At 66.3% G+C, this 21,535-nt stretch carries 17 protein-coding genes and 1 other RNA gene; 10 read left to right on the top strand and 8 right to left on the bottom strand.

Annotated elements, in window-relative coordinates; all coding sequences use genetic code 11:
• Positions 1 to 48: 48 nt before the first annotated feature.
• Together AC07OK_RS11715 and AC07OK_RS11710 are read left to right on the top strand one after the other, a co-directional pair.
• Positions 49 to 915, top strand: coding sequence for a ThiF family adenylyltransferase (locus AC07OK_RS11715; RefSeq protein WP_494690468.1), 867 nt, complete (start codon positions 49 to 51; stop codon positions 913 to 915).
• Positions 912 to 2,012 (top strand): nitroreductase family protein, encoded by a 1,101-nt coding sequence (locus AC07OK_RS11710; RefSeq protein ID WP_494690467.1) that lies wholly within the window; start codon positions 912 to 914, stop codon positions 2,010 to 2,012. Before AC07OK_RS11715 ends, AC07OK_RS11710 begins: the two co-directional genes overlap by 4 nt.
• Positions 2,013 to 2,024: 12 nt before the next feature.
• Here the strand turns inward: AC07OK_RS11710 and AC07OK_RS11705 are convergent, their stop codons facing one another.
• Positions 2,025 to 3,242: a glycosyltransferase gene (locus tag AC07OK_RS11705; protein ID WP_494690466.1), complete on the bottom strand. Its 1,218-nt coding sequence runs from the start codon at positions 3,240 to 3,242 to the stop codon at positions 2,025 to 2,027.
• 174 nt (positions 3,243 to 3,416) lie between these two features.
• Here AC07OK_RS11705 and AC07OK_RS11700 point away from each other — a divergent pair, with 174 nt between their 5' ends.
• From AC07OK_RS11700 to AC07OK_RS11675, 6 genes are all read left to right on the top strand, one after another.
• Entirely contained in the window at positions 3,417 to 6,242 is a 2,826-nt protein-coding gene (locus tag AC07OK_RS11700; RefSeq protein WP_494690465.1) for a hybrid sensor histidine kinase/response regulator, read from the top strand.
• A 1-nt stretch (position 6,243) separates the two neighbouring features.
• Positions 6,244 to 8,433 (top strand): putative bifunctional diguanylate cyclase/phosphodiesterase, encoded by a 2,190-nt coding sequence (locus AC07OK_RS11695; RefSeq protein ID WP_494690464.1) that lies wholly within the window; start codon positions 6,244 to 6,246, stop codon positions 8,431 to 8,433.
• Positions 8,434 to 8,502: 69 nt separating this feature from the next.
• On the top strand, positions 8,503 to 9,423 hold the full coding sequence (locus AC07OK_RS11690; RefSeq protein WP_494690463.1) for a hypothetical protein: 921 nt from the start codon (positions 8,503 to 8,505) through the stop codon (positions 9,421 to 9,423).
• Positions 9,410 to 10,486 carry a radical SAM protein gene (locus AC07OK_RS11685; RefSeq protein ID WP_494690462.1) on the top strand — a complete coding sequence of 359 codons (1,077 nt, stop codon included), beginning with the start codon at positions 9,410 to 9,412 and terminating at the stop codon, positions 10,484 to 10,486. The genes AC07OK_RS11690 and AC07OK_RS11685 overlap by 14 nt, the downstream gene beginning before the upstream one ends.
• An 11-nt stretch (positions 10,487 to 10,497) precedes the next feature.
• Entirely contained in the window at positions 10,498 to 11,514 is a 1,017-nt protein-coding gene (locus tag AC07OK_RS11680; RefSeq protein WP_494690461.1) for a phytanoyl-CoA dioxygenase family protein, read from the top strand.
• Positions 11,511 to 12,182: an FkbM family methyltransferase gene (locus AC07OK_RS11675; protein WP_494690460.1), complete on the top strand. Its 672-nt coding sequence runs from the start codon at positions 11,511 to 11,513 to the stop codon at positions 12,180 to 12,182. The genes AC07OK_RS11680 and AC07OK_RS11675 overlap by 4 nt, the downstream gene beginning before the upstream one ends.
• Here AC07OK_RS11675 and AC07OK_RS11670 read toward each other — a convergent pair.
• From AC07OK_RS11670 to dnaX, 4 genes are read right to left on the bottom strand one after another with little or no spacing between them, the layout of a single operon-like run.
• Complete coding sequence (locus tag AC07OK_RS11670; RefSeq protein ID WP_494690459.1) at positions 12,179 to 13,396, bottom strand: CaiB/BaiF CoA transferase family protein; 1,218 nt, start codon at positions 13,394 to 13,396, stop codon at positions 12,179 to 12,181. The two genes, AC07OK_RS11675 and AC07OK_RS11670, sit on opposite strands and share 4 nt — an antisense overlap.
• Positions 13,393 to 13,983, bottom strand: coding sequence for a recombination mediator RecR (gene recR, locus AC07OK_RS11665; RefSeq protein ID WP_116989468.1), 591 nt, complete (start codon positions 13,981 to 13,983; stop codon positions 13,393 to 13,395). The genes AC07OK_RS11670 and recR overlap by 4 nt, the downstream gene beginning before the upstream one ends.
• Before the next feature lie 18 nt (positions 13,984 to 14,001).
• Positions 14,002 to 14,328: a YbaB/EbfC family nucleoid-associated protein gene (locus tag AC07OK_RS11660; protein WP_020705779.1), complete on the bottom strand. Its 327-nt coding sequence runs from the start codon at positions 14,326 to 14,328 to the stop codon at positions 14,002 to 14,004.
• 37 nt (positions 14,329 to 14,365) lie between these two features.
• Positions 14,366 to 16,873, bottom strand: coding sequence for a DNA polymerase III subunit gamma/tau (dnaX, locus tag AC07OK_RS11655; RefSeq protein ID WP_494690458.1), 2,508 nt, complete (start codon positions 16,871 to 16,873; stop codon positions 14,366 to 14,368).
• Between the two features lie 162 nt (positions 16,874 to 17,035).
• Between dnaX and AC07OK_RS11650 the strand changes: the two genes are divergently transcribed.
• Positions 17,036 to 17,689, top strand: a complete 654-nt coding sequence (locus AC07OK_RS11650) for a DUF2987 domain-containing protein (protein ID WP_494690457.1) — start codon at positions 17,036 to 17,038, stop codon at positions 17,687 to 17,689.
• Positions 17,690 to 17,744: 55 nt separating this feature from the next.
• Here AC07OK_RS11650 and ffs read toward each other — a convergent pair.
• An RNA gene (gene ffs / locus AC07OK_RS11645) (signal recognition particle sRNA small type) lies at positions 17,745 to 17,843 on the bottom strand.
• Between the two features lie 15 nt (positions 17,844 to 17,858).
• The gene (gene ubiD, locus AC07OK_RS11640; protein ID WP_494690456.1) at positions 17,859 to 19,343 is read right to left on the bottom strand and encodes a 4-hydroxy-3-polyprenylbenzoate decarboxylase; all 1,485 of its coding nucleotides are present in this window, start codon (positions 19,341 to 19,343) and stop codon (positions 17,859 to 17,861) included.
• Positions 19,344 to 19,836: 493 nt separating this feature from the next.
• Here ubiD and AC07OK_RS11635 point away from each other — a divergent pair, with 493 nt between their 5' ends.
• Positions 19,837 to 20,727 carry a transglycosylase SLT domain-containing protein gene (locus AC07OK_RS11635; protein ID WP_494690455.1) on the top strand — a complete coding sequence of 297 codons (891 nt, stop codon included), beginning with the start codon at positions 19,837 to 19,839 and terminating at the stop codon, positions 20,725 to 20,727.
• An 87-nt stretch (positions 20,728 to 20,814) separates the two neighbouring features.
• Here the strand turns inward: AC07OK_RS11635 and AC07OK_RS11630 are convergent, their stop codons facing one another.
• A complete protein-coding gene (locus AC07OK_RS11630; protein ID WP_494690454.1) occupies positions 20,815 to 21,354 on the bottom strand; it encodes a hypothetical protein in 540 nt (179 codons plus the stop codon).
• Positions 21,355 to 21,535 lie beyond the last annotated feature (181 nt).

The following is a 21,535-nucleotide window of genomic DNA, read 5'->3' as shown; positions in this document are numbered from 1 at the left end:
TGTGTCTAACTCCGCTGAGCCGCCTTGTCTGTCATTCTCGGGAGACCCATGTCGCAACCTTTTTCATACCAACAGGCGTACGCCCGCAACATCGGCTGGGTCACGCAGGCCGAGCAATCGGTGTTGCGCGGCAAGCGCATCGCCATCGCCGGCATGGGCGGCGTCGGCGGCGTGCACCTGCTGACCCTGGCCCGGCTGGGCGTGGGCGCCTTCCACATCGCCGACTTCGACACCTTCGACATCGCCAACTTCAACCGGCAAGTGGGCGCCACCATGTCCACGTTGGGGCTACCCAAGGTCGAGGTGCTGGCCGAGATGGCGCGCGACATCAATCCCGAGCTGCAGATCGTCCGCTTTCCAAGCGGAGTCAACAGCGGCAACCTGGCGCAGTTCTTCGAAGGCGTGGACCTGTACGTGGACGGCCTGGATTTCTTCGCCTTCGGCGCGCGCCAGGCCACCTTCGCCGCCTGCGCGCGGCTGGGCATCCCGGCCATCACGGCGGCGCCGCTGGGCATGGGCACGGCGGTGCTGAACTTCCTGCCGGGCCGGATGACGTTCGAGCAATACTTCGGCTGGGGTTCGCTGCCGGACGAGGAAAAGGCCTTGCGCTTCCTGGTCGGGTTGGCGCCGGCCGGGCTGCACGCGCGCTACCTGGTCGATCCGTCCAGCATCAACCTGAAGGAGCAGCGCGGGCCGTCGACCATCATGGGCTGCGAGCTGTGCGCGGGCGCCGCCGCCACCGAGGCGCTGAAGATCCTGCTGAACCGGGGCCAGGTCGAGGCCGCGCCGCGCGGTTATCATTTCGACGCCTATCGTAACAAGCTGGTCCGCACCTGGCGCCCCGGCGGCCACCGCCACCCGCTCCAGCGGCTGACCATGATGCTGGTGAAACGCCGGCGCGGAGAGCAATCATGAGCAAGATGGAACAACACCTCGACGCCACGCTGGAACAGATCCTGGAGTTGGCGCGCTGGGCCCCCAGCGGCGACAACACCCAGCCGTGGCGCTTTGAAATCCTCGACGCCCGCCGCCTGGTGGTGCACGGCCACGACACCCGCGACCATTGCGTCTACGACCTCGACGGCCATCCCAGCCAGATCTCGATTGGCGCGCTGCTCGAGACCATGGCCATCGCCGCCAGCAGCTACCAGCTGGAGATGCGGGTCATGCGCCACGTCGAGGCGGCGGAGAGCCGCCCCACCCTCAGCGTCGAGTTCGTTCCCGCGCCGGACCTGGAGCCCGATCCGCTGGCCGACGCCATCCTGCCGCGCAGTGTGCAACGGCGCCCGCTGAGCCGGCGCCCGCTGACGCCGGCCGAACGCTCGGCGCTGGTGGCCACGCTGCCGGACGGCTACGGCGTGCACTGGCTGGAAGGCCGCCAGCGCGCGGCGGCGGCGCGGCTGATGTTCCGCAACGCCAAGCTGCGCCTGACGATGCCGGAAGCCTGGCAGGTGCACAAGTCGGTGATCGAATGGAACGCCCGCTACAGCGAGGACCGCATCCCCGACCAGGCGCTGGGGGTGGACGCCGCCACCGCCAAGCTGATGCGCTGGATCATGCAGCGCTGGCAGCGGGTGGAATTCTTCAACACCTGGCTGGCCGGCACGCTGGCGCCGCGCCTGCAAATGGACTTGATCCCCGGCCTGGCCTGCGCCGCCCACTTCGTGCTGACCGCGCCGCGCCGCGCCCAGCGGGTCGACGACTACCTGCAGGCCGGCCGCGCCATGCAGCGCTTCTGGCTGACCGCCACCGCGCAGGGCCTGCAACTGCAACCGGAACTGACGCCGCTGATCTTCGCCCGCTACGTACGCGAAGGCCGGGTGTTCTCCGGCACGCCCGGCATGCAGGAACGGGCGGAGGCGCTGGCGCGCGAGGGCGCGGCGCTGGTCGGCCAGGCGGCGTGGGAGACGGCGGTGTTCATGGGCCGCATCGGCGCCGGCCCGGCGGCGGCGGCGCGCTCGCTGCGCAAGCCGCTGCGCGAATTGCTGGTCGGCCCGGCCGGCAAGCCCTGACGGCGGGCGGGCTCAAATGGCAGGGGCGCCGCCGGCCGCGCGCCGCAGCGCCGCGTCGAAGCGGGTCGCCACGTCGTAGCGCTGAAACAGCGACGCCAGCCGGGCCGCCGCAGCCCGCGCCGCCGGGCGCTCCAGCAAGTCCAGCACGGTGCGCCGCAGCGTGTCCTCGTCCAGCCGGTCCGAGCGCAGCAAGGCGCCGGCCCCCAGCGCCGCCACCGCGCGCATGTTCAGATACTGGTCCAGGTTGCCCGCTATGCCCAGCACCGGCACCCCGGCCGCCAGCGCCTGCTGGCTGGTCGGACTGCCGCCGTTGCAGATCACCAGCTGCGCCCGCCGCGCGGCCTCCTCGCCCGGCAGGTAGTCGGCCACATGGGCGTTGTCCGGCGGCTGGCCGGGATCGGCCTGACCGGCGGTGGCGGCGATCACCCGCACCGGCAACGCCGCCAGCGCCTGCAGGATCTGCGGCAGCAGCGCGCCCTGCCCCGAGCTGCCCAGCGTGACGTAGATCAGCGGCCGGTCCGTCGGCAAGGCGTCCCACCAGCCGGGCAGCGCGGTCGGCGGCGACCAGGTCAGCGGCCCCAGATAGGAATGATGTGGCGGCAGATCGACCGCCGGGAACATTTCAGGGATGTCCGGATACAGCACGTAGTCGGCGTCGGCATACACGCGGCGCAAGTCATACCCCAGCGACGGCAGGCGGTAGCTGCGCCGTACCCGGTTCAGCGGCCGGCTGTGCAGGGCGAACGCCAGCGGCTGCACCAGGCGGAACAGCCGGTCCGCCAGCGCGATCGGCAACACCCGCGCCAGCGCGATCGCCGGCACCGTGTAGCGCTGCGGCACGTAGGGACTCCAGTAGGCGTTGATCAGGCCGACATACGGCACTTGCGCCACGCGCGCGCTGACCGACAGCGACAGCCGGAAATCGCCCACCACCACATCCGGCCGCACCGCTTGCAGCAGGCGCAGGTCGTCCCGCACATACTGCTGCAAGGTGGCGCTGTCGTACACCGGCTTGCCTGCGGCCAGGGCCGCCAGGAAACGCGCGCTGGAAATGCTGCCGATCGTCCAACTGCTCAGCCTGCTGCCCTGGAAAAAGGCTTCGTAGCCGGGCGCGCAGGCAAAGTGCACGTCGTAGCGCTGCGGCGCCAGCGTTTGCGCCAGCGCCAGCGGCCGGCCGACATGGGCCAGCGTGACGGCCTCCGCCACGAACAGGATTTTTTTTCGCTCCATCCTTGCAGCTTGCGACGCACTTCGCCGCGGCCTTTGAGAATGCTCAAACGTGCGGGGATTAGATGCAGATCAAGGCCACCTTGATCTGAACCCTATATTTTTCCTACTGGCACTTACCGATCAGCTTGTCGCGCCGACGATTTCGGCGCTCACCGTTTGCCAACGCTTACAGCAATGTTCAATTTCGAACGTTCGGGTCTGAGCCAGAAACTGACCATCATTTCCGTGCTGTCCACCGGCAGCGCCTTGATGCTGGTGTTCTTCGCCTTTGCCGCGACGTCCGTCCTGAGCCGCACCGACGACGAGCGCCGGCAGCTGTCCTCGCTGGCCGGCGTGATCGGCAACAACAGCGTGGCGGCGCTGCTGTCGGCCGACACCCGGCGCGCCCAGCAGACGCTGACCACGCTGGCGGTCGAAGACCAGATCCAGCAGGCCATCCTGTACGACAGCACCGGCCAGTTGCTGGCCCGCTACAAGTCGGCCGCCCTGCCCAGCGAGCAAGATGCACCGGAGCAATTGGCGATCGAAGACGCCGGCCAGCAGATCAGCACCTTCCACAGCGGCCCGCTGTGGGCGCCGGCCTTGCGCCTGTACCGGCCGGTGCGCGTCAAGGACGAGTTCATCGGCACCGTGATGATCGAGTGCGCGCAAACCCGCATGTGGCTGGACCTGTTCAAGCACCTGGCCGCTGCGGCCGTGGCCGCCATCCTGTCGTTCATGATGGCGCTGCTGACGGCGGCCCGCTTCAAGGGCAGCGTCGCCGAGCCGGTCGGCAAGCTGATCGCCGCCGCCCAGCAGGTCAGCCGCGGCCAGCCCACGCCGCGCATCGTCCACCAGCGCGGCGACGAACTGGGCGCGCTGACCGACAGCTTCAACGACATGCTGGCCCAGGTCGAGGCGCGCGACGCCGCGCTGGCGCAATACCGCGACCAGCTGGAACGCCAGGTCGGCGTGCGCACCGAACAGCTGGAAAAGGCCAAGAACGCCGCCGAGGCCGCCAGCCAGGCCAAGAGCGCCTTCCTCGCCACCATGAGCCACGAAATCCGCACCCCGATGAACGGCGTGCTGGGCATGACCGAGCTGCTGCTGGCCACCCGTCTGTCCGAGCAGCAACGCCACTACACCAGCATGGTCAAGCGCTCCGGCGAACACTTGCTGGTCATCATCAACGACATCCTGGATTTCTCCAAGATCGAGGCCGGCAAGCTGACCGTCGAATACATCCACTTCAATTTCCGCGAATTGCTCGACGACATAGACAACGTCTTCTCGCCGCAGGCGCAGGCCAAGGGCATCCGGCTGGAGCTGGCGGTCGCCAACGATATCCCGGTGGCCATCTGCGGCGATCCCAACCGGTTGCGCCAGGTCATCTTCAATCTGCTGGGCAACGCGATCAAGTTCACCGAGAGCGGCAAGATCACCGTCAAGGTCGCCGTGGTGCGGGAGGATGCGCAAACCGTCGGCCTGCGCTTCGAAGTGCACGACACCGGCATCGGCGTCTCCAGCGAGGCGCGGGCGCGCATCTTCGATTCGTTTTCGCAGGCGGACGGCTCGACCACCCGCAAGCACGGCGGCACCGGCCTGGGCCTGGCGATCTCAAAACAACTGGTGGAGCTGATGGGTGGCACGATAGGAGTCGACCATGCGCTAACGCAAGGGTCGATCTTTTGGTTTGCCGTAAATTTTGACAAACGTCGCATCGATGTCGACGATCCCTCTTTCCACGCCACCCAGGAATGCCGCGCTTTGATTGTCGATGAGAACCCCACCAGCCGGGACGAGCTGGAAACGCTGCTGCGCAGCTGGCGCATCGCCAGCGCCGGCGCCACCGCCACCGACGCCCTGCCGCAGCTGCGCCAGGCGGCCGCCGCCGGCCGTCCCTACGATGTGGTGCTGCTGGACATGGAATTGCCGCGCACCAGCGGCCTGGCGCTGGCCGCCGCGATCCGCGCCGAAGCGGCGCTGGCCGCCACCCGGCTGCTGCTGCTGAGCACCGAGCGCAACGCCGCCGACGGCGTCCAGCGGCGCGAGGCCGGCGTCGCCTTCCAGCTGATCAAGCCGCCGCGCGCCTGCGACCTGTTCGATTGCCTGCTGGCGCCCGGCCGCGGCGCGCCGGCACGTCCGGCCGAGTCGCCGCCGGCCGCCGCGCCGGTGGCGCCGCCGCTGGCCGCCTTCAGCCCCGGCCCGACGCCGGCCCCGCGCGCGCGCCGGCGGCGCAAGGTGTTGCTGGCGGAAGACAACCCGGTCAACGTCGAAGTGGCCAGCGCCATGCTCGAAGGGCTGGGGCTGGAAGTGAGCCGCGCCTGCAACGGCGAGGAAGCGCTGCAGGCGGTGCAGGCGACCGAGTTCGACCTGGTCCTGATGGATTGCCAGATGCCGGTCATGGACGGCTTTGCCGCGACCACGGAAATCCGCCGCCGCGAAAAGCAGCGCGGGCGCGGGCGCGCCATGCCGATCGTCGCCATCACCGCCAACGCCCTGCAGGGCGACCGCGAATCCTGCCTGGCGGCCGGCATGGACGACTATCTGAGCAAGCCCTTCACGCAGCAGGCGCTGGGGCAGACCATTTCCCGTTGGATCAGCCTGCCGCGCAAGCCGGCCGCGCCGGAAGCGCCCGAGCCGCGCCCGGCCGCCCCCGCGTCCAACGGCCAGATCAACCGCCAGGCGCTGGAAAACATCCGCGCCCTGAGCGCCACCAACGGCGACGCCTTGCTGGAGCGCGTGCTGCACGCCTATCTCGACGACACCCCCAAGCACTTGCACACGCTGAGCCAGGCGATCAGCACCGGCAACATCAGCCAGATGCGCAAGGCCGCCCACAGCCTCAAGTCCAGCAGCGCCAACGTCGGCGCCGACGCGCTGGCCCAGCGCTGCAAGGAACTCGAGCAGCTGGGACGCAACGACACCACCGCCGGCGCCGCTGTCCTGCTGGCCGATATGGAACGCTCTTTCCAGGCCGTGCGGCAGGCATTGGGAGCCATCCTGGAAAAGGAAACATGACATGGCAAGCCCAACCTCCCCCAAGCGCGGCCTGGTGCTGGTCGCCGACGACGATCCGGTGATGCGCCTGCTGATGCTGGAAATGCTGGGCCAGGTCGGCCTGGACGCGGTCGAGGCCGAAGACGGCGTGCAAGCCGTGGCCCTGTTCCAGAGCATGACGCCGGACCTGCTGCTGCTCGACGTCGACATGCCGGGCATGGACGGCTTCGCCGTGTGCCGCGAAATCCGCCGCCTGGAAACCCAGACCACCGTGCCCATCATCATGGTCACCGGCGGCGACGAGCTCGAATCGGTGACCCAGGCCTACGAGGCCGGCGCCACCGATTTCGTCTCCAAGCCGATCAACTGGCCCATCCTCGGCCACCGGGTGCTGTACGTGCTGCGCGCCAGCGACGCCATCACCCGCCTGCGCATCGCCGACGCCCACCACCGCGCGGTGCTGGCGGCGATCCCGGACACCTTCTTCCGCATGAACAAGGACGGCTACTACCTCGACTACGAGCAGGGCCACGAGGCCAGCGGCGTGTTCGACAGCGACCAGTGCGTGGGCCGCCACCTGAACCAGGTGCTGCCGGACGACATCGCCCGCCACATGCTGGAGCAGGTGCAGACCGTGCTCGACACCCAGCACATCCGCTCGCTCGACTATGAGTTGCCGATCCCCGGCGCCGCGCGCGCGCGCCAGGGCGAACACGCGGTGGCGGCGCCGGTGCGCCATTTCGAGGCGCGGCTGGTGGCCACCGGCCCCGACGAGGTGCTCGGCCTGGTGCGCGACATCAGCGAACGCAAGCGCACCGAGGAACAGATCCGCCGCCTGGCCTACTGCGACAGCCTGACCGGCATCCCCAACCGCCAGGCCTTCCTGGAAACGCTGGAGGCCGAGCTGGTGCGTTCGCGCAAGGGCAACAAGAAGTTCGCCGTGCTGTTCATGGACCTGGACGCCTTCAAGCGCATCAACGACACGCTGGGCCACGACGTCGGCGACCACCTGCTCAAGGCCGTCTCCGAGCGGCTGCGCGAAACCACCCGGCCCAGCGACCTGGTGTCGCGCACCGAAGTGGGCGGCAACAACCTGGCGCGCCTGGGCGGCGACGAGTTCACCATCCTGATCCCCGACCTGGAGCGGGTGGAGAACGCCCTCAACGTGGCGCACCGCGTCAAGGAAGCCATGCGCAGGCCCTTCCTGCTCGACACCAATGAAATCTTCGTCACCGCCAGCATCGGCATTTCGCTATACCCTGAGGACGGCGAGGACTGCAACTCGCTGCTCAAATACGCCGACACCGCGATGTACCACGCCAAGAACTGCGGCAAGAACAACGCCAAGCTGTACAGTTCGTCGCTGACGATGCAGATCATGAGCCACGTCAAGCTGGAAGTGGGCCTGCGCAAGGCGCTGCAAAACAACGAGCTGTATCTGCTGTACCAGCCGCAGATCGACGTCGCCAGCGCCCAGGTCGTCGGCGTCGAGGCGCTGGTGCGCTGGCGCCACCCGGAACGCGGCATCATCTCGCCCACCGAGTTCATCCCGCTGGCCGAGGAGACCGGCCTGATCGTGCCGATCGGCGAATGGGTGCTGCGCACCGCCTGCCGGCAGGCGATGGCGTGGCAGGCCGCCGGCAAGCAGCCGGTGCGGGTGGCGGTCAACCTGTCGGCCAAGCAGTTCAAGGATGAGAACCTGACCCAGATCGTGCTGTCCACGCTGCACGACACCGGCCTGCCGGCCGAGCTGCTGGAGCTCGAGCTGACCGAAGGCACGCTGATGGACGACGCCCGCGCCACCATGGTCACGCTGGAGCAGTTGCGCGGCATCGGCGTCTACCTGTCGATCGACGACTTCGGCACCGGCTACTCGTCGATGAACTACCTCAAGCGCTTCGACGTGCGCGCGCTGAAGATCGACAAGAGCTTCATCAGCGGCCTGCCGCAGGATTCCGAGAACGCCGCCATCACGCGCGCCATCATCGCCATGGCGCACGGCCTGAAAATGGCGGTGGTGGCCGAGGGCGTGGAGACCGGCGCCCAGCTGCTGCTGCTGGAACAATACGGCTGCGACCTGGCGCAGGGCTACTACCTCGGCCATCCATCGCCGCCCGAATCGATCGACCTCATGCTCGGCAACCAGTTCACGATGAACGGTCTGGCGGCCAGCGACGATGGTCATGCGATAAAGTTCCGCGCCCAGCTTTGACGTCCCTCGCCTCCCGGTCGGCTCAGCTGCCTAAGATGGTCAGGCAGTTGTCCGAGCCAAGGAGGTCACATGGACGAGCAAGAACATTCCTTCCGCCTGGTGTTCACACCCGAGCGGCACCATCACCGCCATCCGCTGGTGTTGCGCGCGGCCGCCGCGTCCAGGCGGGTCGACGCGCTGTTCAAGGCCATGTCGCGCGACTACCTGCTGCGTGAGCAATTCATCACCGATCCGGCCCAGGTGCTGGCGGACTTTGCCATCGGTGAAAAGCTGCCGGAGCAGCGCGCCTCGGTCAGCAACCAGCTGGTGTATGCGATCCTGGCCAACCGTCACATGCGGCGCTGGCTGCGCGACTATGCGGCCGATCACCAGCACACCACGCCCTCCCGCACAGAGTTCATGACCGCGTTCGGCCATGCCGTCATCCAGCATGGCGACTATCACATCGTGTTGGCGCTGGTCCGCGGCGGCATCGAAAAGGAGTCGCCGTTCGCCCTCGGCGGCATGGAGCAGGCGATGCTGTTCACTAGCAGTCCCATCTTCGCCAACGGCTTCCTGGTGCCGACCGACCACCGCACCATCAACGACTCGAACAGCACGCAAAACTTTGAACACAGTTCGGACACCATCGGCACCGGCCCCGGCACCGACGAGGGCACCGAGGTGGGCCCGGACCCCGGACCCCAGCCGGGCACGGGCACCGGCACGGGTACCGGCACGGGTACCGGCACCGGCACAGGTACGGACACCGGAACGAACACCGGCACCGATACCGGGACCGACACCGGCACCGATACGGGGACCGATACGGGGACCGACACCGGCACCGATACAGGAACCGACAGTGGCACCAGTGGCCGCGAATACGATCCCTATCGCGGCCAGGAGTACGTGCGCGTCACGATCGAGGCGCTGGTGCAGTACGCCCAGATCCTGGAGTCGCGCGGCATCCTCGCCCTCTCCGAGGCGGAATTCAATGTCGCCCGCTGACTCGGAAGCGCCGCTGCTGCGCCGGCGTGCGCACACGCTGTCCATCATGCCGACCTTCACCTGTCCGGCCGAGTGCGCGGACTGCGGCACCCTCTCCAGCCCGCGCGAGCGCAACCGGCTGGCGCTGGCGCCCATCCTGGCCGCCATCGACGAAGCCAAGCAGCTCAAGTTCAGCAACGTCGTCTTCACCGGCGGCGAGGCCACGCTGGAATGGAAAACCCTGCTGCAAGGCATACGCCGCGCCGCCGATCACCGGCTGCCGGTACGCCTGGTCACCAACGCCCACTGGGCCACCAGCCTGGAGACCGCGCGCGAAAAGATCGCCGCGCTGATCGATGCCGGCCTGTCGGAAATCAACTACAGCACCGGCGACGAGCATGTGCGCTTCGTGCCGCTGGAGCGCGTGGTCCTGGCCACCGTGGCCGCCTGCGAGCGCCGCTTCCGCACCCACGTGATGATGGAGCTGAAGCAGGACCGCCACATCACGCCGAAAATGCTGACGGAGCACCCGCTGATCGCCGCCCTGCCGCCCGATCAATTCGCCGTGCTGACCGTGCTCAGCAGCCCCTGGATGCCGCTGCACCACGAAACCATCTACCGCTATCCCGAAGGCGTGGCCTGCGACGTGCAGGCGGCGGCGATACGCGGCGGCTGTTCCAGCGTGCTCAAGACCTACACCTTGCAGGCGGACGGCCGCGTCGGCTCCTGCTGCGGCCTGGGCCTGCGCGTCATCCCGGAACTCAATGTCGCCGACACCGGCCAGCCGGGCTTCCTGCGGCGCGCCATCGTCGAATCCGAGGAAGACTTCCTCAAGCTGTGGATACACCACCAGGGTCCGGCCAAGGTGGTCGCCTGGGCCGCCACGCACAATCCGGACATCAAATGGGAAGGCCTGTACGCCCACCAATGCCAGATGTGCCAGCGCCTGTACCACGACGACGCCGTGCGCAAGGTGATCGAGGAGCATTGGCAGGAGATGATCGCCGAAGTGCTGCAGGCGGCCTGGCTGGACGATGTGCACATCCCCGGCTCGCTGGGCAGACTGAACACCGAAGCCGCCTGAGGGCCGCCGCCATGACCTTGATGAACCCAGCAGCGCCACCGCAGCCTCCGCTCACGGTCGCCAAGCTGCGCCACGACGCCGAGCAATTCAGCTACCTGCAGCGCCTGGGCGTGCTGGGCGCCGAGTACAGCCCCATCGTGCAGCGCTACCGCCAGCTGGCCGACCAGATGGCGGCCAGCCATATCAGCAAGCGCGAGCGCCCAACAGCGGATGAACTTGCCGGCATAGGCGGCATCTACAACCGCATCATCCACCGGCGCGCCACGCCGGCCGTGCAGCAAACCTGGTCGGGCAGCTGGCAAGGCGCCGATGTCGAACTAGCCTATCGCAATAACCCGCCCGGCATCGTCGTCGTCGACGACTTCCTGGCGCCGGCCGCGCTGGACAGCTTGCGCCGCTTCTGCCTGGAGTCGACCGTCTGGAACTCGCTGCGTTATTCGCACGGCCGCCTGGGGGCCTTGCAGCGCGACGGCTTCAACTGCCCGCTGCTGGTCCAGCTGGCGCACGAACTGCGCCGCGCCCTGCCCCGCCTGATCGGCGAGCGCCATCCGCTGACGCAATTGTGGGCCTACAAATATCCGGCCCATATGCCGGGCGACGACGTGCACGCCGACTTCGCCGCCATCAACGTCAATTTCTGGATCACGCCGGACGACGCCAATCTCGATCCGGCCAGCGGCGGCATGCACATCTACGACGTCGAAGCGCCGCCGGACTGGGACTTCATCAGCTACAACCGGCGGCCGGACCTGATACGACGCTACCTGGCCGAGGTCGGCGCGCAGGCGCGCTACGTGCCCTACCGGCAGAACCGCGCCATCATCTTCAACTCGGACCTGTTCCACGGCACCGCCGCCTGCACCTTCCGCGACGACTACGAAAGCCGCCGCATCAACGTCACCATGCTGTACGGCCACCGGCACGAGGACGCCTTCCACCGACCGCCGCCGGCGACGCGAACAAATGAAAGCGAACCTTATTCCGACTGGCGTTCCGCCGCGCTGCGCCGATCCGCCAGGAGACCATGATGAGCTCGCAACTGGGGCAAGATCACTTCGTTCTAGCGGTATTGAACGGCATGCGCGACGGCTACTTCCTCGACTCCGGCGCCGCCGACGGCGTCCGCTCCAGCAACACGCTGCTGCTGGAATCAGCCTACGGCTGGCGCGGCATCTGCATCGAACCCAACGACCGCTATTTCCAGGCGCTGCAAAAGAATCGACTATGTCTATGCATACACGGCTGCCTCTACGACCGCGAGGGCGAAGTCGAATTCCTGGAAGGGGCGAACATGCTGGGCGGGATCTTGCAGGAATATACGCCGGCCATGTTGCGCTACACGCACCACGTATTCGGGCCCGAGCTGGCATCCGTGCGCAAGCGGACGCGCACCATCGCCTCGGTGCTGCATGAATGCAGCGCGCCGCCGGTGATCGATTACTGGAGCCTGGACACCGAAGGCTCGGAGCTGGCGATACTGAAGAGTTTTCCGTTCGACGACTACCGGCTGCGCGTGCTCACGGTGGAGCACAACCGCCAGCCGGTACGGCAAGACATCAGGCAATTCCTGGAAGCGCGCGGCTTCCGCCACATCCACGACTTCGGCATCGATGACTGCTACCTCGGTCCGGATGCGCACGTGCCGCCAAGCGAGCCATATGCCGCCTGGCGCAGTTCGGCGCTGCACCGGCGTTAGAGCACGCCGTCCCGCTTCATGGCGGCGATGTCCTCGGCGCTGTAGCCCAGCGACTGCAAGACTTCGTCGTTGTGCTGACCCAGCGACGGGCCTATCCACTTGGTGTGGCCCGGCGTGGCCGACAGCTTGGGCGAGATCGCCGGCAGCTTGACCGGCGTGCCGTCGGCGAAGTGGTGCTGCTCGAACATCTCGCGGGCGATGAACTGCGGATCGACCATCATGTCGCGCACCGAGTAGATTTTCCCGGCCGGCACATCGGCCGCCTTCAGCACGGTCAGCGCGCTGTCGATGTCCTGGGTGTCGCACCAGGCCTGAATCGCGTCGTCGATTTCCTGCGTGCGCGGCACGCGGCCGTCGTTGCGCTCCAGCTGCGGATCGCCGGCCATGTCGATGCGGCCCATGGCCAGCATCAGGCGCTTGAAGATCGCGTCGCCATTGCCGGCGATGACGATGTTCTCGCCGTCTTTGGTGGTGTAGGTGTTCGACGGCACGATGCCCGGCAGCGCGCCGCCGGTACGCTCGCGCACCACGCCCGCGTGGTCGAACTCCGGCACCAGCGATTCCATCAGGTTGAACACGGATTCGTACAAGGCCACGTCGACCATCTGGCCTTCGCCCTTGAGCTTGCCGCCGGTGGCGTCGCGGTGGCGCAGCGCCATCATCGCGCCGATCACGCCGTGCAGGGCCGCCACCGAATCGCCGATCGACACGCCGACCCGCACCGGCGGCCGGTCCGCATGGCCGGACACGTAACGCAGCCCGCCCATCGATTCGCCGATGGCGCCGAAGCCCGGCAGGTCCTTCATCGGCCCGGTCTGGCCAAAGCCCGACAGCCGCACCATGATGGTGGCGGGATTGACGGCCTTCAGTTGCTCGTAGCCGATGTCCCACTTCTCCAGCACGCCGGGGCGGTAGTTCTCGATGATGATGTCCGCTTCCAGCGCCAGCTGGCGCGCGATGGCGCGGCCGCGTGCGTCCTTCAGGTTCAGGGTCAGCGATTTCTTATTGCGCGACTGTACCGACCACCACAGCGAGGTGCCGTCCTTCAGCACCCGCCATTTGCGGATCGGATCGCCGCCGTCGGGCGACTCGATCTTGATGACCTCGGCGCCGAACTCGCCCAGCATGCGCGCACAAAAAGGGCCCGCGATCAGCGTGCCCAGTTCCAGTACCTTGATGCCAGCGAGTGGGCCGGCGGTGTTCTTGTCAGTCATGTCGCCCTTCGGTCCAGCATGGCGCGGGCGATGGTGCCCGCGTCCACGTACTCCAGCTCGCCACCGACCGGCACGCCGCGCGCCAGCCGGCTCACGCGCAGGCCGCGCGCCTTCAGCATCTCGCTGATGTAGTGCGCGGTGGCTTCGCCTTCGTTGGTGAAATTAGTGGCCAGCACCACTTCCGTGACCAGGCCGTCGACCGCGCGCGCCACCAGTTTTTCCAGGTGGATGTCCTTGGGGCCGATGCCGTCCAGCGGCGACAAGCGCCCCATCAGCACGAAGTACAGGCCCTTGTACGTCAGCGTCTGCTCGATCATCAGCTGGTCGGCCGGCGTCTCCACCACGCACAGCAGGCGGCGGTCGCGCTGCTCGTCGTTGCAGGTGTCGCAGACGTCTTCTTCCGTGAAGGTATTGCACAGCGCGCAGTGATGCACGGCGCTCACCGCCTGGTGCAGCGCGCGCGACAACATGTCCGCGCCTTCGCGGTCATGCTGGAGCAAGTGAAACGCCATCCGTTGCGCCGACTTGGGGCCGACGCCGGGCAGACGGCGCAACGCCTCCGTCAGAAATTCCAGCGATTTGGACATGGAGCTTGGCGAATGCCCTTAGAAAGGCATCTTGAAGCCGGCCGGCAGATTCATGCCGGAGGTCAGGCCGCCCAGCTTTTCGGCGGAGGTGGCTTCGGCCTTGCGCACGGCGTCGTTGAAGGCGGCGGCGACCAGGTCTTCCAGCATGTCTTTGTCGTCGGCCAGCAGCGACGGGTCGATCGACACGCGCTTGACGTCGTTCTTGCAGGTCATGACGATCTTGACCAGGCCGGCGCCGGACTGGCCTTCGACTTCGATCAGGGCCAGCGCGTCCTGCGCCTTCTTCATGTTGTCCTGCATTGCTTGTGCTTGCTTCATCAAGCCGGCCAGTTGGTTCTTCATCATGATGGTGTTCTCCGTAGATTGAAAGTTAAAGATGTGATCAGTTGGCCGCCGCCGATACGGCGGGCGGCGGCGTGATGGAACCCGGCACCACCCAGGCGTCGAACTCGCGGATCATGCTGTTCACAAAGGGATCGTTGGCGATGGTGTCCTCGGCGGCGCGCTGGCAGGCTTCCCGGTGCGCCTGCGCCTCGGCGCTGGCGGTGTACCAGACGGCGCCCAGCTCGGTATCCACGCGCACCGGACGGCCGAAGCGTTCGGTCAGCGCGACCGTGAGCTTTTCGACGTTGCCGGGCGTGCGCCAGGTTTCGATCGGCACGCGGACGTTGAAGACCACGGCGTTGCCGTCCATGCGGCATTCGATCAGTTCAGCCTGCATGGCCAGCTGCTGGGCCACGCCGCGCAAGGGCAAGGCGGCGGCCACGGCCGGCCAGTTGCCGTCCCAGTTCAGTTCCGGCACCGGCGTGATGACGTAGGCGTGCGGCGCCTTGGCCGGCGCCGGCGCGGCGCGGGCCGGCATGACGACGGCTTGCGCCTCGTCGGCGTAGGCCAGCGGTGGCGGCGCCTGATGGTGCGATGGCGCGTACGACGATGCGTGCGCCGGCGCCTGAGACGGGCTGTGCGATGGCGGCTGCGCAGGCGCGTAGGCCTGGGCCGGCGCTACCGCGCTGTCGTCGGAAAATTCAGTGACCCAGGGCGGTAGGTCATCCTCTTCGTCTGCCTGCTGCTGGGCAGGCTTGGCGGCGGGCGCGGCTTGCGGCGCGACCTGTTGCGGTGCGACCTGGCGCACCGGCGCTTCCAGGACAGCCGCTTGCGCATCGCCGCCCATGGTGCTTGCCGGCGGCATGTCGTCCCACGGCGCAGAACGCGTAGGCGCGACCGCAACCGGCGCACTCGGCGCGGCAGGCGGGGTGTACGCGGCGCTCGGCGCCTGTGGCTGCGAGGACGCGCTCGGCATCTGCGGCGGGGAAGGCGCCGCACTTGCTGACGACGCAGCCGGCGGCGCCACTGGCGCCGCAGCAACGGGCGCTGAGCTTGCCGACGACGAACGCGCACCCGGCTTGGATGCCGCACGTGCCGCTTCCAATGCCGCATTGATCGCGGCCCGCGCCGTACTAATCGGCGCCGCCGGTGCTGCCGGAGCGGCGGCCTGCGCTGGCGCCGCAGCAACCGGCGCCGGCGCTGGTGGTGCAAACGGTGCAGACGGCATCGCACTGGCAGGCGGGGTCTGCGCAGCCGGAGCCGCGTACGGCGCCGGGGCAGGCGCCTCGGCGCGCGCCATCGCGGCCGCCGCACCGGCGACCACCGCAGCCGGCGTCACGCTGGCGTGGCTGGCCTGCATATGCGCAGCCGCGCGCGCAGGCGGCGCCGCCGCGGCGCGTGCCGCAGCCACCGCCGCCGGACGCGACAGCGCGGGCGCCGCGGCCGGTTGTCCCTCGGCCCCGCCTACGCCGGGCCGAAAGGCCAGCATGCGCAGCAAGGTCATCGAGAAACCCGCATATTCATCCGGCGCCAGGCCCAATTCATTGCGACCATGTACAGCGATCTGGTAATACAGCTGCACCTCTTCCGCATCGAAGGCGGCGGCCAGGCGCACGATGTCGGCGTACTCCGGCAAGTCTTCCGGCAAGGCGGCCGGCACCGTCTGCGCCAGCGCGATCCGGTGCAGCAAGGTGCCCAGGTCCTGCAAGGCGCCGTTGTACGACAGGCTGCGCGTGGCCATCTCGTCGGCCACGGCCAGCAGGTCCGCGCCATCCTGCGCGGCCAGCGCATCGAGCAAACGGATCAGGTAAGACTGATCCAGCGCGCCCAGCATGCCCTGCACCGCATCCAGCGTCACCTCGCCGGCGGCGTAGGCGATCGCCTGGTCGGTCAGCGACAGCGCATCGCGCATCGAACCGTGCGCGCCGGCGGCCAGCAGACGCAAGGCCGGCGCTTCGAAGGTGATGCCCTCCTGCCCCAGGATGTTATCCAGGTGGCCGATGATATGACCCGGCGGCATCTGCTTCAGGTTAAATTGCAGGCAGCGCGACAGCACCGTCACCGGGATCTTCTGCGGATCGGTGGTGGCCAGGATGAACTTGACGTGCTCGGGCGGTTCCTCCAGCGTCTTCAGCATCGAGTTGAAGGCGTGGTTGGTCAGCATGTGCACCTCATCGATCATATAGACCTTGAAGCGCGCATTGCTCGGCGCGTACACCGCCTGCTCCAGCAGCTGCGCCATCTCGTCGACGCCGCGGTTGGACGCCGCATCCATCTCGATGTAGTCGACAAAGCGGCCGGCATCGATCGCGGTACAGGCTTCGCACACGCCGCACGGGGTCGGCGTGATGCCGCCGGTGCCATCCGGGCCGATGCAATTGAGCGATTTGGCCAGGATGCGCGACAAGGTGGTCTTGCCGACCCCGCGCGTTCCGGTGAACAGATAGGCGTGGTGCAGGCGACCGCTGTGCAAGGCGTGCGTGAGCGCGCGCACGACGTGCTCCTGGCCGACGAGCGTTTCGAAATTCTTGGGGCGGTATTTACGGGCGAGGACTTGATAGGACATGCTGGGATTTTACCGTAGATAGCGGGTGCAAAGGGCCTATCCTGCTCAGCTAATAAGTTGCGGCGCAGGGTCGCCAAAACGGCAATTGTAACAAGGCGTGGCCGGATTGGGTAATTGGACCGGACTGCCCTACAATGTGTTTTTCTTTTAACATGAAAATTTATGAAGAAACTTGCCCTGTTGCCGCTGCTGTTGCTGTCCCTCGCCGCCCACGCCGACGAACGCGAATGGGTGCCATATAAGAAGCTGGTCGAGGATACGCGCATCGACCGCTTCTACGCCCTGCCCGCCGCAGAGCGCGACAAGCTCAGCGTTTTCCTGGCCGTCAAGCCCAAGAACAAGAACTACAAGCCGTCCGATGTCGTGCTGACCGTGGTTCATGGCGGCGAACGTCAACAGTTGCCGCCGCTGTCGGCCGACTTCCGCATGGCCCTGGTGCCCAATCCTAAATGGATGACCGACGACACCAAGATCATGACCAGCCTGCCGAAGGAAGAAAAGTCCGCGGTCTCGCTGGAAGTGTTGGCGCTGCTGCCTGAGGGCACTCAGTGGAACTACGCGCAAGTCATGGGCAGCATCGGCCAGATGAACGCCGGCATCAAGAAGGTTGCAGGGGCGATGAGCATGTTCGTCCCGAACGTGAAGACGGTGGTGTTCAAGTTCAGCAAGCCAGCGCAGCTGAAGGTGGGAGCCACCGCCTACAACACCGATGCGAAGAATCTCATCAAGCTCAAGCCGGACGCCGCGCTGCTGAAGGAGAACCCGCTGATGGTGGCGTCGGAACGGCCGCTGGAGGCGGCGCTGGATGACGAATAACTGAAGAAGACCAAATAAAAAAAGCTGCCCATGGCAGCTTTTTCATTTTCCCGAAGGAGGCGAGCCTGATCTGCGGCACTTATGGTTAATAGCCGTGGCTGCTTCGTTCCCGACCTGACCAGGTTAGCCATGCCACAATGCGCAGGGGCCCGCCGGGATCAATTATAACCTACAGCCCCAACTCCTGCCAAATCTGATCCACCCGTGCCTTCACCTCGGGCGTCATGCTGATCGTGGTGCCCCACTCGCGCGTGGTTTCGCCCGCCCACTTGTTGGTGGCGTCGATGCCCATCTTGCTGCCCAGGCCACTCACCGGCGAGGCGAAGTCCAGGTAGTCGATCGGCGTGTTGTCGACCAGCGTGGTGTCGCGGGTCGGATCGACGCGGGTCGTGATGGCCCAGATCACCTCGTTCCAGTCACGGATGTTGACGTCTTCATCGACCACCACGATGAACTTGGTGTACATGAACTGGCGCAGGAAACTCCACACGCCGAACATCACGCGCTTGGCGTGGCCGGCGTACTGCTTCTTGATCTGCACCACCGCCATGCGGTAGCTGCAGCCCTCGGCCGGCAGGTGGAAATCGGTAATCTCCGGGAACTGCTTTTGCAGCAGCGGCACGAACACCTCGTTCAGCGCCAGGCCCAGGATGGCCGGCTCGTCGGGCGGCTTGCCGGTGTAGGTCGAATGATAGATCGGGTCGCGGCGCATCGTGATGCGGTCGATGGTGAACACCGGGAACGAGTCCTGCTCGTTGTAGTAGCCGGTGTGATCGCCGTACGGGCCTTCCAGCGCATGCTCGTAGCCGCTCGGATGGTTTTCATCAGGATAGATATGGCCTTCCAGCACAATCTCGGCCGACGCCGGCACGCGCAGCTCGCTGCCGATCGCCTTGACCAGCTCGGTGCGGCTGCCGCGCAGCAGGCCGGCGAACTGGTATTCGGACAGGCTGTCCGGCACCGGCGTCACCGCGCCTAATATAGTAGCGGGATCGGCGCCCAGCGCCACGCAGATCGGATACGGCTGGCCCTTGCTCTGTATGGCGTGCTCGCGGAAGTCCAGCGCACCGCCGCGATGGGCCAGCCAGCGCATGATGACCTTGTTCGGCCCCAGCACCTGCTGGCGATAAATGCCGAGATTCTGGCGCTTCTTATTAGGCCCCTTGGTAATCACCAGGCCCCAGGTAATCAAAGGCGCCACATCGCCCGGCCAGCAATGCTGGATAGGCAACTTCGACAGGTCGACGTCGGCGCCCTCCCACACGATCTCCTGGCACGGGGCGCCGCGCAACTCCTTGGGCGCCATGTCCCACACGGCTTTCACCAGCGAGCCCATGCCCATCAGATCCTTGAAGCCCTTCGGCGGCTCCGGCTCCTTCAGGCGCGCCAGCACGTGGCCGATCTTGCGCAGCTCGCCGACGCTGTCGGCGCCCATGCCCAGCGCCACGCGGCGCTCGGTGCCGAACAGATTGCCGAGCACCGGCATGCTGTGTCCGGTCGGATTCTGGAACAGCAAAGCCGGGCCGGCGGCCCGCAAGGCGCGGTCGCAGACCTCGGTCATCTCCAAATATGGTGAAACGGGCACCAAAATGGGCTTAAGTTCGCCCATTCGTTGCAGTTGAGAAATAAAATCTCGCAAATCAGAATATTTCATCGTTTTTTAATTTTTTCTTACAACGCAGCATACTGTTTAAAAAGACAGGTCAAGTAGTTGATTTTATTGGTTTTAGGCGCAACACAAGCAAAAAAGTAAGATTTAAAAGTTATAGCTTTGCTCGGCGTTAGTATTGACTTGATATAAAACGGCTTCTACAATTTGCCCTACTTGAAGAGAACACGGTTCAGCACGGGATATCCCGGAAACGCGGACCACATAAATGTGTTGCTTATTCATTCACGGAGTCGGGGCTCCACATGACATTTTAAGGAGTGTTTTCAAAAGGCGTCTGCCTTACCCCCGAAAGAAGTTGTATTGCGACTGATCGAATACCACAGGGAAACATCAGCTCTAGCAAGCAATGACGGCGTCCAACGCGCGCTCCCAGCGGCGACGGACGATGATATTTCTGATGCACGGCATTAGCACCCGGTTAGCTGCGTTCGACGCTGGCGGGGACCCGCTTTTACGGACATTCCAGGGGAATTCTATGAACAATCGTTTTATCGGTGCAACGCAGTTTGCCCGCACCATGGCTCGCCAGCCAGCAGCGTGGATTTCCACGACTCGCGTTTCGGCAAAAGGCGTGCTGACCACCGCCCAACACACTCTGACCATTCTGGGTGTGACCGCTTTAGTAGTGATGGCAGTCCTGTTTGTCCGTCCCGACCTGGCCAAGGCGCTGAGCAACAGCCTGAACCACGAACCGGAAATCGAAGCCGTTGCCGTCATGGCGCCTCCCCTGTCGGCGCTGATGGAAACCCCGGCTTCCACCCCGGCCGCCAGCACCGCACCGCTGACCGCCGAAGAAAAAGCCCTGCTGGGCACGCAGAAGCAGCAGCAATGGGTCACCTCCTGGCTGTCCAAGCGTTACCGCGTAGCGGGCGACGCCGCCAACATGCTGGTGTCCACCGCCTACCTGACGGCGCGCGAGATCAAACTCGACCCGCTGCTGATCCTGGCGGTGATGGCGATTGAATCGGGCCTGAATCCGTTCGCGGAAAGCCCGGTCGGCGCGCAAGGCCTGATGCAGGTGATGTCGAAGATCCACCACGACAAATTCCAGGAAATGGGCGGCCTGCAAGCGGCACTCAATCCAGTGGCCAACATCCGTGTCGGTTCGCTGATCCTGAAGGACTACGTCACCCGTGGCGGTTCGGTCGAAGCAGGTTTGAAGATCTATGTCGGCGCCGCAGCGTTCGAACACGATGACGGCTACGGTTCGAAAGTGCTGGCCGAGTACCAGCGCCTGAAGCAAGTTTCGGCAGGCAAGAAAGTGCCGACCATCACCCCAATGATGGCGGCAGCGCCAGCCAAGCCTACCCCGCCGGTCGCGGTGGTAGACAAGTCGGTCAGCGGTACCCAGATCGCCGGTCTCTGATTTAAGAGCCACACAAAGAAAAGCCCGCCAGCCTGAACGCGCTCAAGATCGCGCTCAGTGCCGGCGGGCTTTTTTACGTTTGACGCATCAGCGCGGGCAGGTGCTGACCTTGGTTCTGACGCCGTCCCGGAAGGGGTCGCGGCCACCGGTCAGCGCATTGGACTCCATCACCGCGCAATAACTGCCACCGGCCGAGCGCACGCGCGTCATGAGGCGGCCGTCGGGCGTGGTGAAGTTCTCAAGCGTGGTGCCGTTGTCGCCGGCATAGGCGCCGCCCAGCTTGGCTGCCAGCGCCGTCGTGTCGTTGGCAATCTTCTTGTCGCGCGGATTCCAGGCTTCCTTGCGCAGCTGCCGGTCTGCCGCGGCGGCGCTCTTGAGCGAGCGCTGCATCAAATCCTCGGCCGGTTTGGCGGGCGGCTGCGCAAACGGATCCGGCGGCGGCGTGGTCTGCGTGATGGCTTGCGGGGCTTGCTCCGGCGGCTGAACTGGCTGCGCTTGCGGCACGGGCGGCAGCAAGGTCATGCGCGGCGCGGCCGCCTCCCGGACTGGTTTGGGCTGGGCAGCCGCCTTGAGCGCAGGCGGCCGCACCGGCGCCAGGATATACGTGATGGCCTCATGGCGGCCCACAGAAGCCGCCAGAAGCCGCTCAGGCGCGCGCCAGCCGATAAACGCCAGCAAATGCGCGCCGGCGATCAGCGCCAGCCAGCCACGGCGACGCCAGGCCGGCGCCCGGTTCAGGGTATGCAGTTCGATGATGCGCCCTCGACATTGAATTTAAATCAACCGATTCTGCAGCGCGGCCCCCTCC

Source organism: Duganella sp. GW821-FHT07G03, from assembly GCF_059418605.1.
The sequence above is the reverse complement of the archived record's forward strand: the minus strand, read 5'-3'. Positions and strand labels throughout refer to the sequence as shown.